This is a genomic window from Pseudomonas sp. KH_046_1 (assembly GCF_057839025.1).
The window spans coordinates 3,346,079-3,360,276 of record NZ_CM174481.1; the positions used below are offsets into that span (position 1 = coordinate 3,346,079).

Annotated in this window: 14 protein-coding genes and 3 tRNA genes; 2 read left to right on the forward strand and 15 right to left on the reverse strand. The window is 53.6% G+C overall.

Annotation, left to right across the window (positions count from 1 at the left end):
* Positions 1 to 63: 63 nt before the first annotated feature.
* Together AC3IT9_RS15440 and AC3IT9_RS15445 are read left to right on the forward strand one after the other, a co-directional pair.
* Positions 64 to 438, forward strand: coding sequence for a hypothetical protein (locus AC3IT9_RS15440; protein ID WP_489270278.1), 375 nt, complete (start codon positions 64 to 66; stop codon positions 436 to 438).
* 49 nt (positions 439 to 487) lie between these two features.
* Positions 488 to 1,273: a GIY-YIG nuclease family protein gene (locus AC3IT9_RS15445; protein WP_489270279.1), complete on the forward strand. Its 786-nt coding sequence runs from the start codon at positions 488 to 490 to the stop codon at positions 1,271 to 1,273.
* A 550-nt stretch (positions 1,274 to 1,823) separates the two neighbouring features.
* Here the strand turns inward: AC3IT9_RS15445 and AC3IT9_RS15450 are convergent.
* The 15 genes from AC3IT9_RS15450 to gacA all read right to left on the reverse strand — a co-directional run bounded on the left by AC3IT9_RS15450 (position 1,824) and on the right by gacA (position 14,153).
* Entirely contained in the window at positions 1,824 to 2,858 is a 1,035-nt protein-coding gene (locus AC3IT9_RS15450; RefSeq protein ID WP_489270280.1) for a reverse transcriptase family protein, read from the reverse strand.
* 239 nt (positions 2,859 to 3,097) lie between these two features.
* Positions 3,098 to 3,475: a hypothetical protein gene (locus AC3IT9_RS15455; protein WP_489270281.1), complete on the reverse strand. Its 378-nt coding sequence runs from the start codon at positions 3,473 to 3,475 to the stop codon at positions 3,098 to 3,100.
* Entirely contained in the window at positions 3,472 to 4,395 is a 924-nt protein-coding gene (locus tag AC3IT9_RS15460) for a phosphoribosyltransferase-like protein (protein ID WP_489270282.1), read from the reverse strand. Before AC3IT9_RS15460 ends, AC3IT9_RS15455 begins: the two co-directional genes overlap by 4 nt.
* Positions 4,396 to 4,625: 230 nt before the next feature.
* Positions 4,626 to 4,979, reverse strand: a complete 354-nt coding sequence (locus AC3IT9_RS15465) for an HNH endonuclease (protein WP_489270283.1) — start codon at positions 4,977 to 4,979, stop codon at positions 4,626 to 4,628.
* Positions 4,980 to 5,234: 255 nt separating this feature from the next.
* Positions 5,235 to 5,525, reverse strand: coding sequence for a hypothetical protein (locus AC3IT9_RS15470; protein WP_489270284.1), 291 nt, complete (start codon positions 5,523 to 5,525; stop codon positions 5,235 to 5,237).
* Complete coding sequence (locus AC3IT9_RS15475) at positions 5,525 to 7,999, reverse strand: toprim domain-containing protein (protein ID WP_489270285.1); 2,475 nt, start codon at positions 7,997 to 7,999, stop codon at positions 5,525 to 5,527. The genes AC3IT9_RS15470 and AC3IT9_RS15475 overlap by 1 nt, the downstream gene beginning before the upstream one ends.
* A gap of 122 nt (positions 8,000 to 8,121) precedes the next feature.
* Complete coding sequence (locus AC3IT9_RS15480; protein WP_007899974.1) at positions 8,122 to 8,343, reverse strand: helix-turn-helix transcriptional regulator; 222 nt, start codon at positions 8,341 to 8,343, stop codon at positions 8,122 to 8,124.
* A gap of 72 nt (positions 8,344 to 8,415) precedes the next feature.
* Entirely contained in the window at positions 8,416 to 9,081 is a 666-nt protein-coding gene (locus tag AC3IT9_RS15485; RefSeq protein WP_489270286.1) for a hypothetical protein, read from the reverse strand.
* A complete protein-coding gene (locus tag AC3IT9_RS15490) occupies positions 9,072 to 10,391 on the reverse strand; it encodes a tyrosine-type recombinase/integrase (protein ID WP_489270287.1) in 1,320 nt (439 codons plus the stop codon). The genes AC3IT9_RS15485 and AC3IT9_RS15490 overlap by 10 nt, the downstream gene beginning before the upstream one ends.
* 160 nt (positions 10,392 to 10,551) lie before the next feature.
* Positions 10,552 to 10,638 (reverse strand) — tRNA-Leu (locus AC3IT9_RS15495).
* Positions 10,639 to 10,833: 195 nt separating this feature from the next.
* Positions 10,834 to 10,907 (reverse strand) — tRNA-Cys (locus AC3IT9_RS15500).
* Positions 10,908 to 10,953: 46 nt separating this feature from the next.
* Positions 10,954 to 11,029: transfer RNA gene (locus tag AC3IT9_RS15505), tRNA-Gly, on the reverse strand.
* Between the two features lie 63 nt (positions 11,030 to 11,092).
* The gene (gene pgsA, locus AC3IT9_RS15510; RefSeq protein ID WP_007992985.1) at positions 11,093 to 11,653 is read right to left on the reverse strand and encodes a CDP-diacylglycerol--glycerol-3-phosphate 3-phosphatidyltransferase; all 561 of its coding nucleotides are present in this window, start codon (positions 11,651 to 11,653) and stop codon (positions 11,093 to 11,095) included.
* 32 nt (positions 11,654 to 11,685) lie between these two features.
* Entirely contained in the window at positions 11,686 to 13,509 is a 1,824-nt protein-coding gene (uvrC, locus tag AC3IT9_RS15515) for an excinuclease ABC subunit UvrC (protein ID WP_353740831.1), read from the reverse strand.
* Positions 13,510 to 13,511: 2 nt separating this feature from the next.
* Entirely contained in the window at positions 13,512 to 14,153 is a 642-nt protein-coding gene (gene gacA, locus AC3IT9_RS15520) for a response regulator transcription factor GacA (protein ID WP_008015884.1), read from the reverse strand.
* Positions 14,154 to 14,198: the final 45 nt, after the last annotated feature.

Sequence of the window (14,198 nt, forward strand, 5' to 3'; positions counted from 1 at the left end):
CAGCGTGGTTCTGGATTCGCCCGATAGCGAATGCTCACAGCATGCGACCGCATACCCAAACCCATGTACGGCACCTTTGAGGAATGCCTGAACGCCATCTATGCGCGGGGTGGTGTTGACAATCCAATTCCTACCGATGGCAGCTACACCATGGCCGACTACAAGGCCGCACTCGCAGCATCGAAGCCTGAGACGGTGACGATTGTTGCGCTCGCTCCAAATGGTGCCGCTACGAAAAAGCGTGCGGTGAGTGAATACGTCCTGACGTTTCGCACAATCGACGAAGAATGGCGTAGGGTTGATGGATGTCGCGACGGCCAAGAAGCGGTGTTCGCCTACGATCGTAACGAAGCCATGCGCAAGGGGCGTGACATTATCCGTGACAAGGTAGATCGGCTCGGTCCGAAGACAGCGATTAGTGCTTGCCTTGCGGGCTGAAGCGTAAAAAACGCCTGGTTCGCCGGCCCTTCAATGGGAAGGAATTCAAGTGGCCAACAACATCAAAACCGAAGTTCAGGAAAGCGGCATGGCTGAACAAGTCCGAAACGTTGGACTCTCCGACCTGGCGGTCACTTTCGATCTGCCTGCGACGCGCTTCCAGCGAGAGTTGGCGCTCCTGGGCTGGGGCATGATTGTTCAAGAGGCCACCCGTTTGGCGCACGCGAATGAGTTTGAGCGCAACGTTGGACAGCGGAACATCGATCCAACGAGTCTCGATGTGACGCCGACCTGGGCGCATTTCGTACAAGCTGCGAAAGAAGTCCTCCCGCATCTCGCAGCACGAGCGCCCGGCACTCCAACGAGCCCGGCTGACCGGCTGACCGGCTATGTATATGTCTTGTACGATGGGACGACGGGGCTCAGTAAGATCGGGCATACCAAGACGGAGGGCCATCGCCAGCGCGCGCAGATGAGCGGCCATGGGAGCGTGCTAGCCAATGCGGTCAATGCCAAGGTACCCGACTGCCTTGCGGCCGAGGCGAAGTGTCACGAGCATTTTGCCCAGTACCGCACGAACGGTGAGTGGTTCAGTGCGAAACTCGAAGACGTTCTTCATTATATTCATGCGAAGCTGGATTGGCTGGAGATCGACTACGAGAATCAGGCGCGGCTTGTGCAATACATCTTTCACTGCCAATCCGGTGATAGAGAAGAGGCAAGGGCGGCGCTGATGGAGGGGCGAAGAAAACATTCACGCCTCAAGCCCACCAGCAGCGGTCTTGCCTTTAAAGCCAAATGCAATATTTTTGAAGAAACTCCAGAGACTCCATAAGCTTGGATTTCGTAACAAGTCGTTCAATTTCGCTTCGGCCACTATAATCGTGGTTTTGACTGGAGTCGCCAATCGCACCCACGTTGAGTCGACTTCTGCCGGTCACGACTGGCAGATATCGGCCAGGAGAGGACATTCGTCTAAGGGCTTCTCCCGACCGATTCCGTTGAAAAGTCGGTTATGGTTTCCGCCGCTGAAGAGTACGAGTCTGAAATTGAAATCTTTACTTTCGGCAGGAGTTTCCAAATGCAGATTTCACACAGTTGCGTGAAAAAAAAGGAATTTCACCGGTCAATTATCAGGCAGTTTTGGATGATCGACTTTTTAATAGAATCGACAAAAAGCCGCCAGTGAGATACCGCTAAGAAACCGAGGTGGACTTATATGGTTGATCGAAGATTGATCTGGATGCGGCCATGAACTGTTGATGTTGATGTTGATGTTGATGTTGATGTTGATAACCAGCTCGAGATGATAATTTATACCCTGCAACTCCACTTCCTAGCCTACGCCTTAACTAAATCTTGGAGAAAAATATTTTACACAGTTTCTAAACGGCACGTCTCTCATGTATACCTTGCAGCATTGATAGAGCTTGCATTGCATACTGATCCGCAGGCTCTGCTTGCAACCAAAAATTAACCTTCCCAATAAGAGAGTCTATATAAAAAGGCTTCCTTATTTTCTTCTTTGCCAAATGCGACTCATATCCAAACTTCTGAATAAAGTGCAAATCCTTCTTTAACTCCCGCTTAAAACTTCTGGGAACGCCAAGTGACTCGCCAGCAACGGAAAGACCAGTAACAATTTTCTGATTCCTAGCTATTTGAAGCCTGGTTTTTTCAACGTTAGGCTCCAATCCAAAGTCTGATATTATCGCCCCGACGACACCAATTACACTATGAGGTATATACTCACCAGAAAAGGTCAAGTCATCCGCATAGCGCGTATATTCCATATTATAACTTTTAGCAAGATTGGAAAGACGATGATCAAGCCCACGTAACAAGATGTTAGTCAAATATGGACTTGTTGAAGCTCCTTGTACAAGCCGCCCCTTTTTACAACATAGCGAGGCCAAATAAAAAGATACATTGTCGGCATAACCCATCTGATTAAATAGGTTTGCAACCCAATCAATTTTTATTGAAGGAAAGAAATTTTTTATATCCATCTTCAACAGGCATCGCGCATTTAAGTGCGGAGTGGCATTTGTAAAGATAGATCTTCCAGGTACATATCCATGAACACACGAATGCACGGGGATATTTAATAAAATATTTTTATAAATCCAGTCCTGACAAATCAACAGAGAAGGAAAAGGGCTACTTATTTCCCTTAACCCACCCAGCTTTTTTTTAATATGGAAGGTTCTATAAAAAGAAGATGGTGAGTTAACCATTGCGCGGAATCGGGCTTGATCAATCCCTATGAGCCGAGATAGATGCTCGAATTCAAATATGACCGGGACTGAGTTGCCTACGAGAGTCTTAATGTACTCTGCATAAACTTCAATAAGTGGCCCTGAAACACCCCTTTGCCTGAAATAACCAAGCCAGTTTTTCACAATAGTATTATTATTCATAAATACCTGCAGAGGCTACCTTCTGTACTTTAGCAGCTTTGCTTTTGACTTTGTTTACTCCATTCGTAATTTCGCGCAGCGAAATTGCGGATGGAGTGGACTACGTCAAAACGCGAAGCGTTTTGTAAGTATAGTAACTTCAGCACGCTTCACCGCTGGAGTTACTATAACTTGGTTATCGGGAACCTTACCCGGGGAGCGACTACACTCCAACGTACTAGCCTCTGCAGGCAGAAAAATCATACTATATCTCTTTTTACATTGAAAGTTTTTTTGCTCAATAAATCCACATTCGGTATGTAATAATCACCCATAAGCTTCGGACGCAAAAACTCCGAGGGCGCATCACGCCAATCTTTTCTCATTGAAACCAACCTAGGTAACGCCGCTTTTGCATTAATCTCGCCCGCTTCCGACAAGCGCGCCACACCTGATTGCTCAACAATCAGCTCCAATACTAGAAGCCGGGAGTATCTTTCAAGGAAAAAATTTGAGGATAGCTTACTTCTTCGAAAAATTGTAAACGGCTCCAAACTTCCCGCCGAAGCCAGAATTATATATAGTATTTTTAGGTCTGAAAGAGTAAGATCGCGCCTAACCGAATATGGTAAACTCATGCATCCCCCATAGCCCTTATCATTAATACGCAACGATCTTGATTATGCTTGTCAAATGCCCACCAAAATATAGGGAATACGCTATTTGGGGTGTTGCCATCTTGGCGACAATAAGTAGCTTGAGCATCATTATAGCCGAGACTAGGCATTGCTCTGCCTAGATATTCAGTAGAAAGATTGCCCTCAATGGAGCGCATCAAATCCCTATAGCAAGAAGCTTCTTGAATAGAGTAATAGTCATCTATACCTTTCTTTACGAGACTTTGCGCGGTTATGGGGATACCAGCATCTATTACATTTTTAAGACCAATTTCAGTTGAAACTAAAACCTTTACGGAAATGTTATAATCTACAGCCTTGGCGCTTTCAAATTGAGCGCGAATAGATTTAACCTGTGTTATAACAGTCTGCCCCGATCCAACGAACTCATCAACCAATATAATTTGATTATGGCCTGTGCTTTTACCTTTCCTGTAAGCTGCACTAGAGTCATTAACTGCCATATGACGCCGCCACTTCTTCTGCTCTAAAATTGGCTTAAGTGAATATGCAACATGCTGAGAACTATCTACTCCAGAACTAACGCCCAAGGCGGCAATTAAAGTACTGGCCTCGCGAGCAGAGTACTCAGAAACTATTTCCTGAGCCATACCGGTAAGAAGCCGGTAATTTTCTTCTCTACTCACATAGAGAAAACGATTAACAATTTCAGAAACAAGCTTCCTAGATGTATCGCACTGACAGTCAGAATAAAGAACATGCTTAAGCTCTTCAGTCTTATCAGCCAGCCAAGGCTGACTTCTAACCATGTCAAGCATAAAATTGAATTGTTCTTTTTTCATTGCTGAACCATCGGGTACATATCTGATCTTTCTAGCCTTGCCCAAAGCAAACATGATAGCAGCAAAATCAATGGCCACAAGCCATCAACCTTTTCCGAATACCTTTTTCAAGGGCTCAGCCTTGAAACCTATTCATCTCAATTTGGCAATTTATTGGTGTTGTGTTACGACGAAAAGTGGAGGTTTAAGCCTTGGAACGTACACAGCCTTGATCGCCTCTTCCCTAAAATTCGCAGCCCCTTCGAGTGATCGCTTTTGGCCGATTTCTGTCTGTCACCACCATCAGCCTCACGCCCTGAGGAAGTCAGTCAACCAAATTCGAGGTTCTTGAGGAGCGGGTGCCAGCCACCTTTGCTCAGCCGCTTCTCCACTAGAGCCTTGTACTCCTGCGGCTCAGGCGCGTCCTTGCGCTTATGACGGCGCTGATTGCACCGCTGGCAGGCGGCAGCAATATTGGACTGGGTATCTCTTCCGCCATCCTGCCTGGCGACTAGATGCTCGGCTGTGCACTGGAAGTGCCTAGCTTGCCGAAGGGAAAGGCCATGGCGGCGGGCGAAGGCCTCAGGAGTATCGCGCCACATCTGGAAGCCGCAGTAATAGCAGCGACCACCTTGGCGATCGAACGCAGCGAAACGATGTTTGATAACAGATTTATCGGCCATGGCGGCCTCCTGTATGAAAAAGGAAGTCCGCTGCGCCGAAAGGCGAGAAACGGTACCAGTCGAGTCACTCGAACCGGCCCAACATCGCCCCCTTAAGGGAACGACAAGAGCAAATCTACGCCAAAACAAAAGCAGTGATCAAGTAGTCTGGAGGCAACCTGAACTGGTCAAGTATTCCCTGACACCCATGCAGGCGAAATCATCACCAATCAATTGTGTAAAAGTATAAAGCCCGGTAGTTATCCGGGCTAAACGTCACTCTACATTTGCTTCAGGCCACAGCATTCGGGCTTCAGCCAAGGCTTCGGTATGGGTCATCGGCTCAACGATCATTGTGAAGGGGCTGTACCCAGTCACGAGCACTGTCCAGTGACTGCTGCGGGCTTCACCATCGTTGGCCACAACTTCGACCATCAGCTCCAAACGGTGCAACTTGATATAGCGGCGCTCCTCCTGTGTCAGCCTGCTAGATGGTGAGACCCATAAGCGGTTGCCCACCACCTCGGCACTGAACCCACGGTCATGGAGATAGTCGATAACTCCCATCAGAAGGCCTCCGCATCGGATTCATCGAAGGCCATGTCCGGCGAAGTACTGGTGGTGTTGGGGGATAGTTGCCGACTCGAAGTCTTGCAAGTCCCAATGTCCTGCTCGGGGTGATCGTCTGGCAAGACATCAGGACTTGCAGGACATTGCTTCGATAACTTTCTCCCGATGGCCCACTTCACCGTCCCCCCAGATTTACCTAGGGGCTTGCACTCGATGCCTATCTGCCGAAGAGCGGGAGCGGCACGTCGCAGGGCGTCCCCTAGTCCCTTCGCGGAACGCGGCCACGAATCACAGCCAGTTGGACGGTACTGCTCCAGGATAAGCAGAATCTCTTTTACTGATGCGGTCACTCCTTGCGGGCGCGCCTCGACCAGTTCCACTACGGCGGCAGCTACCGGGCTAGCGTCAATGGTGCGAGCCAGACTTTCCTGCCGACTGGAATTGAACTCGTGCAGGAAATCCTCGGGCTCATGTCCCGCTGCGGCGGCGACAGCCATACCTAGGCGAGCGAATTCAACCAGCCGCGGACGCTCGTCAGCGGGGATGTGCATCTGCGGCGCTAACTCCAACGCCTTGGCGAAAATATCCAGCAGCGCCCCCAGCAAACACGGACGCTCGGCTTCGTACTCCCGCCAAAGGTCTGTCACTTCCAGCCGCTCGCTGATAACTGGCGTCTCGATAGTGATCGTTCTGTCCACCAGATCTTGCGCCGTGACTGACGCAGATATGCCATTCAGCACGACGGGGCGCTTCACGCTGATAACACTTTCCTCGGCATCCGAGTACAGCTTGCGCTTGGCAAAGCCGCCTCCGGTTGCCAATACACACATGGCATCCTGAGTTGCTGCGGGCAAGTGCGAGATGTTCTCCAGGCTCACTACCGCACACACACGAGCAGAAATGAATAGGTCCTCCGCCGACTTCGGTGCGCTGCGTAATGGGCAGGAATTCGGATCAATAAGCTGGCGCAGCGCTGTTTGTGTCGTGCTCTTGGCGCTGCCCTGCTCGCCCAGCAGCTCCAGCACTGGATAAGGTGTATCAGGACGCAGGCATTCAATCAGCCAAGCCAAGGCCAGCAGACGGGAGCCGCGCGGGATGTTCGCCACATGCCAAAGTTGCTCGATCGATCCACCTGGAACTGGAGCCGGAATCGGCTGCATGGATTCAGGCCGAACGAACATCGCCTCAGGTGACTCGACGATCTCCCACTTACCTGACCGTATGCGAACCGCTCGGCTACTGCCTGATACAGCCAGGTCGAGAAAATAATCTCCAGCGGCACCAGCAGTGCGTCGGTTTACCTCCTCGCGGTCTCCATGGAATCGACCGAGGCCGGCCAGAGTGCTCAGCGCCTCGCGGGCCGATTGATCTCGGGGTGCTTTTCCGCTGTCGGAGTAAAAACCAGCAACCAGTGCATCTCGGAACTGGAGCGAGGCTAGATCACGCACTTCGCCGGTCGTTCGGTCCTTGGCAAAAACGTCCTTGTTTTGATCGTGGAACAACTCGAAGCGTTGCTCCACGAACTTGACCAGCAGAGAAGCTTGGCTCTGCTTTTCGTCGGCATCATCACCGGGCTCGAAGTGTTCCTCGACTGGCTGCTGATCGTCGTCTTCGAACTGTTGTTTACTGGGAGCGTCCACCATTTTCAGCAGTTGCTCGACGGTGCCACCCGTGTCCAGCCAGTCGGATACGTCGCCCTTCGGCAGCAGCCCTGGAAGGATGAGCACGCGAACTTCGGCCTCTGCCTGACTCAGCGCCCGACAAACCTTGTCGGCGTGTTGATGTCCCGGCTCGTCGTTATCCGCCAGAATCACTACCCGACGGCGTGCGAAGGACTCATTGAGCGCATCAGGCCACTTGCCAGCGCCACCGGCATTGCAGGTTGCGACCAGCCCCAGCGACTCCAGGCGCAACACGTCCTTCTCGCCCTCCACGACAAACACTGGCGTACCCCAAGGTGCGTGCAGCAACTGCGGCAGACGGTAGGGAACCTGACGCACGCCCTTCACCGACCACACCCAGCCGCCTTTTCCATCCGGGCGGCGCTGGCGAAAGTCCTTTGGTTCGTAGCGGACAACTTGATACAGAACGTTGCCGTCTTCGTCGGTGTAGTCATAACGAGCCGACATGCGACGGCTGGCCGGTAGGACATCAGGACTTTCAGGACATGGCGCCGGCCGCTTTTCTTTTAAGCCTTGCTGCTCAAGCCAGCCCATTTGCTCGGCCCAACTTGTGATGCCGGTTTTCCAGGCAATCAAATCCAATACGCCGCCACCGCGCCCGTCTTCGTGCGAGTGCCATACCCCCTTTTCCAGATCGACGGATAAAGAGCCACGCGCTCCGAATCGAAGCTCGGTCGGCTTGCTCATTGCGGGATTTGGCTCGCCAAGAAGGTACCGGGCTACTGGCCCGATCATGGATTTCAGCCAAGCCGATCCCGTCGGCGCATTGGCGCCGTTTTGACTTTTCATGGGTTACACCCCGAGCTGCTTGGCTTTGCGCCAGGACCAGAGAGCAGAAGACTTGGAGGAATCAGCGTGCAGGGCGGCCATTACGCGAAACTTCCAGGACGCTGTAAGCGATGATGAATGGCTCATACTGCATCCCTCGCTTCGATCTTGGCGCGCAGCCATGCATCCACCTCAGCCACGACGTAATACGCAGCAGCCTGGCGGGTGTCGCCGTCTTTGATCGGCTTCGGGAAGGTCGGGTCTTTCTTGCGGAGTTTGTCTAGGCCGGAGCGGGACAGGTCCAGCCATTGACAGAGCGCTGGCTGACGGATAAGAGCTTTCGGGGGAATTGTTACTGGTTGCATTTGAGCGCCTCCGTATCGGTACGGAGCCATTTTTGTTGAACCCCCGATTGCTGTCGCAGTGCTCAAAAGAGATTAGTTAGAGGCTTTTTTTCCACCTTTTTTTACACGTCTGATCAGTTTTTCGATTTCGACAATATCCTCTGGCACCTCGACCCCTGCGGCAACGAGAAGCTCTCGGGCGAGTTCTGCAGCTCTGCGTTTGGTCATCTTCGCTAAGGATGACTGCCGTAGCTTGTCTGCGGTATCAGCCAGCAAAGCATCTCGCTGAAACTTCGGCTTCACGCCACGAATAGTTGGAGCGGCCTCCAACTTCTGCTCGGTAATATCCAACACATCGGACACCACGGTGGCCTTCGCCTCAAGGTCAGAAAGCAAGCCACCGTTGAAAAAGCACCCATGGCTACGCCAGCAGGCCTCGTTAATGAGGCCCTCGACGAAAGGAGAGAAATTGCTTAGCCGCTGTAGCGCTTCACGAAGATTCAGGTGCGCCTGCTGTATTTCGCGAATTTCTTCGTGGCGCGCGGGTCCTTTTTCCGTTTCGCGGGTGACCGCTCTGTAGGACCCAAGCCTTTGCTTTAACCATTCCTGAAGATCGCCGTCGTGATGTTCGGCCATGTCAGCGATAATTGCCTGCGCAGCATCAGACAGGCTTTCATCGACCAAATCACCTGTACCCCACTCGAGTTGATTGTCGAATACTGGAATTGCCTTTGATCGCTTGCCCCTTATTATTGCCATGCTCGTAGCCCCCTCTCCACGCTCACCACATCGGTGTTCCAGTGTGCAAAATCATAGGGCGTGATGTGCTTTTCCCGATTGGCGTCCAAGTAATCGGCCCACCAGGTCATCATCCGTCGGCGCTCTTCCAGGTGCTCAGCCTTATGGATATAGGCAGCGCGCACGCCGTTGCGCTCTTGATGGCTCATTTGCCGTTCAACCGCGTCACGCGACCACAGACCGGACTCGACCAGCGCGGAACAGGCCATAGTGCGAAACCCGTGCCCGCAAACCTCAACCTTGGTGTCGTATCCCATGCGGCGCAGTGACTTGTTTACGGTGTTCTCCGACATTGGCCGCCAGTGGTAGTGATCTCCTGGCAGCACCAGCTCAAAACGACCGCTCAGCCGACGTATCTGTTCCAGCACCTCAAGCGTCTGGCGTGACAACGGGACAAGGTGCGGAGTCCCCATCTTGGCTCCTCGGTGCGACCTCTTGACACCCTCGATTGGTGCCCGTTCGCCGGGAATCGTCCACATGCTCCGGGTAAAGTCAAACTCAGACCAGCGGGCAAAGCGCAGCTCACTAGAACGAATGAACACCAGTAGAGCGAGGCTTACAGCAAGACAGGTAAGCGGTCGTCCGGTGTCAGCCTCGCAGCGTTGCAACAACTCCGGCAACCGCTCAAGGGGCAAGGCCGGGCGGTGTTTGGTCTTGCGGGTGGCAGTCCCCCCCACCAGATCAAGCGCCGGGTTGTATTCGATGAATTCGCGCTGAACGGCGATTCGCATGATTCCGGCGATGCGCTGGCGCAGTCGCCCAACCACATCAAGCGCGCCGCGCTTCTCTACCGCCTTCAGACAGGCCAGCAGGTCGCGGGTTTTCAAGTCGGATACGGGGCGTTTGCCCAGCATGGGGAAAAGATCGACCTCGATCTCTTTCAACACCCTGACCGCGTGATCCTTCGACCATTTTCCGGACATGCTGGCGTGCCATTCCCGGGCCAGCGCCTCAAAGGTGTTCCCCGCCTCATTGGCCGCCTCGATCTTTGCTTGCTTAGCGCTCTCGATGGGGTCTTGGCCATGCGCCAGCAACTCGAGTGCATCGGCTCGACGCGCGCGGGCGGCTTTCAGGGTGAGGGCCGGGTAGTTGCCGAACGTAGCCAGACCGGGTTTACCGCTTGGCTTTTTATACTTGAAGCGCCAGACCTTGGTGCCGGTAGCCCTTACAAGCAAAAAAAGCCCTTGCCCGTCGAACAGGGTGTAGTCCTTTGCGCGGGGCTTGGCGGCCTCGCATTTGGGGTCGGTAAGGGGGGTTACGGTGCGCGCCATAGGTATACGCCTCGATATCGAACCGATATATACCTAAACGTATACCTAAATCTTGGGGCTGTACAGGAACATACGGGGATATTCAGACACAAAAAAACCGGCTACAAGGCCGGTTTCTCTAGGTTTCAGGTGCTTACGGGAACATCTGAAATCATACTATTGGTGCCCGAAGCCGGAATCGAACCGGCACGCCCTTACGAGCGGGGGATTTTAAGTCCCATGCGTCTACCAGTTTCGCCATTCGGGCGGTAGCGCGGTGAAGCGTCCAGGTTTTGCCAAACAACGATCTGGCAGTTCTGACGCTTGTGCAGCAGAGGTGGAAATATATACATCCAGCCCCGGTGAAGCAAGTTTGCAAATGCCCTTTTCAAGACTAAATCTTGCAGGCTATTGCAAATAAAAAAGCTCCGTAAATCATAGATCTACGGAGCTTGTTTATTAGTGGAGGCCGAGGTCGGAATCGAACCGGCGTAGGCGGATTTGCAATCCGCTGCATAACCATTTTGCTACTCGGCCTCAAAACATCTGCTGTCAGTAGCGCGACATCAAATGCGTACAAACTTGGAGCGGGAAACGAGACTCGAACTCGCGACCCCGACCTTGGCAAGGTCGTGCTCTACCAACTGAGCTATTCCCGCGTCTTGGTGTGGCGCATTCTATAGAATCCAGAAGCCCCGTCAACCCTTTGATTCAAAAAAGTTTTATTTCTTTTCAACGTCGGTCTTCAGATGTGGCCAGGCAGCCCGCAGGTACTGGACCATCGACCACAAAGTCAGGCCGGCCGACACCATCAGCAAGGTGTAGCCCAGCAAGACCCAGAAACTGAAATCCTTGGGATTGGCCAGCAGGATCACCAGCGCCAGCATTTGCGCGGCGGTTTTCCATTTGCCCAGGTTCGACACGGCAACGTGGGCACGAGCGCCCAGTTCGGCCATCCATTCGCGCAGTGCCGAGACGACAATCTCGCGACCGATGATCACGGCAGCTGGCAGCGTGAGCCACAGGTTTCCGTGTTCCTGGACCAACAGTACCAATGCAACCGCAACCATCAGCTTGTCGGCAACCGGATCGAGAAAAGCCCCGAACGGTGTGCTTTGTTCCAGACGGCGGGCCAGGTACCCGTCCAGCCAATCGGTGGCTGCAGCGAATGCGAAGACCGAGGCGGAGGCCAGGTAACTCCATTGGTAAGGCAGGTAGAACAGCAAAATGAAGATCGGTATGAGCAGGACGCGTAGAACGGTAATCAGATTAGGGATATTCATCGGCACAACTGGCTACGAGGTGAGGGGGCATTCTACTCGCTGTGCAGATTTGCATAAATCAACTCTGCGAGCTTTTTACTGATCCCGGGGGCTTTGGCAATTTCTTCGATGCTTGCACGAGACAGCTCCTGCAATCCACCAAAATGTTTCAACAAATCACGCCGACGTGTGGGTCCGACGCCGGCGACGCCCTCCAGTGTAGACGTCCGACGGGTTTTTCCACGCCGGGCGCGGTGCCCGGTAATGGCAAACCGGTGGGCTTCGTCGCGAATCTGCTGGATCAAATGCAACGCGGGAGAATCGCCGCGCAACGTGAACTCATGTGCAGCGTCGTTCAGGTACAGGGTTTCGAAACCGGCCTTGCGCGTCGCACCCTTTGCCACGCCCAGCAGAATCAGGTCAGGCACGGCCAATTCATCGAGCACATCGCGGGCCATGGACAACTGACCTTTACCGCCGTCCACCAGCAGGATATCCGGCAGCTTGCCCTCCCCGTCCTTCAGTTTGCTGAAGCGTCGGGTCAACGCCTGATGCATCGCTGCGTAATCATCGCCGGCCGTAACGCCCTCGATGTTGTACCGGCGGTAATCGGCCTTGATCGGGCCTTCGGGGCCGAAGACCACGCAGGACGCCACCGTCGCCTCGCCACTGGAATGACTGATGTCGTAGCACTCAAGTCGTTGAGGAGGCTCATCCAGCTTCAGCACCTCGGCCAGTGCATCGAAGCGTGCCGTAATGTGCTGACGATTCGCCAGGCGCGCACTCAGTGCCTGCTCGGCATTGGTCACCGCCAATTGCTGCCAGCGCGCCCGCGTACCCCGCACGCGATGGCTGATGGTCAGTTCACGACCGCGCAACTCGTCGATGGCGGCGATCAGTGTCGGAAAATCATCGTGGACCACATTGACGATCAGTTCACTTGGCAAGTCGCGTTCAGGACTGCTGATGAAGTACTGGCCAAGAAACGCGGCCATGACTTCAGAAACGTCTTCTTCAATACCGACTTGAGGGAAGAAGTTCTTGCTTCCCAGTACCCGCCCGCCCCGCACACTGATCAAGTGGACACAGGCGCCGCCCGGGTTGACGAGGGCGGCAATCACATCGACGTCCCCGGTCCCGCCTTCCATGCTCTGTTGATCCTGGACCCGGCGCAGTAATGCAATCTGGTCCCGCAACTCGGCTGCTCGTTCGAATTCGAGATTGATCGCCGCTTCTTCCATCCCGGCGGACAACTCGTCAGTCAGCGCATTGCTGCGCCCTTCAAGAAACATCACCGAATGGCGCACATCTTCGGCGTACACCTGAGGTTCCACCAGCCCGACACAGGGCGCCTTGCAGCGCTTGATCTGGTATTGCAAGCATGGACGTGTGCGGTTCTTGTAATAACTGTCTTCGCATTGCCGAACGAAAAACGTCTTTTGCAGCAGGCTCAGACTTTCGCGTATCGCGCCAGCGCTCGGGTAAGGCCCGAAATATTTGCCCTTGGCCTTTTTCGCGCCGCGATGAATGCTCAGGCGCGGAAACTCTCCGTCGGAGAGATAGACGTAGGGGTAGGATTTATCGTCGCGCAGCAGGATGTTATAGGGCGGGCGCCATTCCTTGATCAGCGTCTGCTCAAGCAGCAAGGCTTCGGTTTCGTTGGCGGTGATCGTCGTCTCGACCTGGGCGATACGCGCTACCAGTGCGGCGGTCTTGGGGGCAAGCCCGGTCTTGCGAAAGTAACTCGAGAGGCGACTCTTGAGGTTCTTGGCCTTGCCGACGTAGAGCAATCGCGCTTCGCTGTCGAACATGCGGTACACGCCGGGGCGCCCGCTAACGGTCGACAGAAAGGCGCTCGGATCAAAGGTTTCGGTCATTTTCAGAGGCTGGCGTCGACCATGCCATGACGAACCGCCAACAGCGTCAACTCGACATCACTGCTGATCGAAAGCTTTTCGAAGATGCGGTAACGGTAGGTATTCACGGTTTTCGGGGACAGGCACAACTTGTCGGAAATGATTTGTACTTTCTGGCAGCCGACAATCATCAGCGCGATCTGGATTTCCCGCTCCGACAAGGCATCGAAAGGCGAATCGTTGGTGGGCTGGAAGGACTTGATCGCCAGTTGCTGGGCAATTTGCGGGCTGATGTAGCGTTGCCCGGCGAACACGAGACGGATGGCCTGGACCATTTCCGGCAAACCTGCCCCCTTGGTCAGGTACCCTGCCGCACCGGCTTGCAACAGCCGCGTAGGAAACGGGTCCTCTTCACACACGGTCACCGCGACGACTTTGATATCCGGATGACTTCGCAATAACTTGCGAGTGGCTTCAAGACCGCCGATACCCGGCATCTTGACGTCCATCAACACCACATCGGGCTTCAGCTCACGCGCTTTGAGCAGGGATTCCTCACCCGACTCGGCCTGGCCGACTACTTGCAGGCCATCGATGTCAGCCAGCATTCGTGTAATGCCTGTACGAACGAGATCATGGTCATCGACTACTAGCACCCTAATCAAGCAGACACCTCGCGATATGGTCTTATTGGTTATCAGACACCTTAG

What these genes read in the sequence shown, in the direction of transcription:
- AC3IT9_RS15455 (WP_489270281.1), bottom strand. Translation starts at nt 3,475, where the DNA reads ATGAGTTTACCATATTCGGTTAGGCGCGATCTTACTCTTTCAGACCTA.
- AC3IT9_RS15465 (WP_489270283.1), bottom strand. Translation starts at nt 4,979, where the DNA reads ATGGCCGATAAATCTGTTATCAAACATCGTTTCGCTGCGTTCGATCGC.
- AC3IT9_RS15475 (WP_489270285.1), bottom strand. Translation starts at nt 7,999, where the DNA reads ATGAAAAGTCAAAACGGCGCCAATGCGCCGACGGGATCGGCTTGGCTG.
- AC3IT9_RS15450 (WP_489270280.1), bottom strand. Translation starts at nt 2,858, where the DNA reads ATGAATAATAATACTATTGTGAAAAACTGGCTTGGTTATTTCAGGCAA.
- uvrC (WP_353740831.1), bottom strand. Translation starts at nt 13,509, where the DNA reads ATGACCGAAACCTTTGATCCGAGCGCCTTTCTGTCGACCGTTAGCGGG.
- AC3IT9_RS15470 (WP_489270284.1), bottom strand. Translation starts at nt 5,525, where the DNA reads ATGGGAGTTATCGACTATCTCCATGACCGTGGGTTCAGTGCCGAGGTG.
- pgsA (WP_007992985.1), bottom strand. Translation starts at nt 11,653, where the DNA reads ATGAATATCCCTAATCTGATTACCGTTCTACGCGTCCTGCTCATACCG.
- AC3IT9_RS15490 (WP_489270287.1), bottom strand. Translation starts at nt 10,391, where the DNA reads ATGGCGCGCACCGTAACCCCCCTTACCGACCCCAAATGCGAGGCCGCC.
- AC3IT9_RS15485 (WP_489270286.1), bottom strand. Translation starts at nt 9,081, where the DNA reads ATGGCAATAATAAGGGGCAAGCGATCAAAGGCAATTCCAGTATTCGAC.
- AC3IT9_RS15440 (WP_489270278.1), top strand. Translation starts at nt 64, where the DNA reads ATGTACGGCACCTTTGAGGAATGCCTGAACGCCATCTATGCGCGGGGT.
- AC3IT9_RS15480 (WP_007899974.1), bottom strand. Translation starts at nt 8,343, where the DNA reads ATGCAACCAGTAACAATTCCCCCGAAAGCTCTTATCCGTCAGCCAGCG.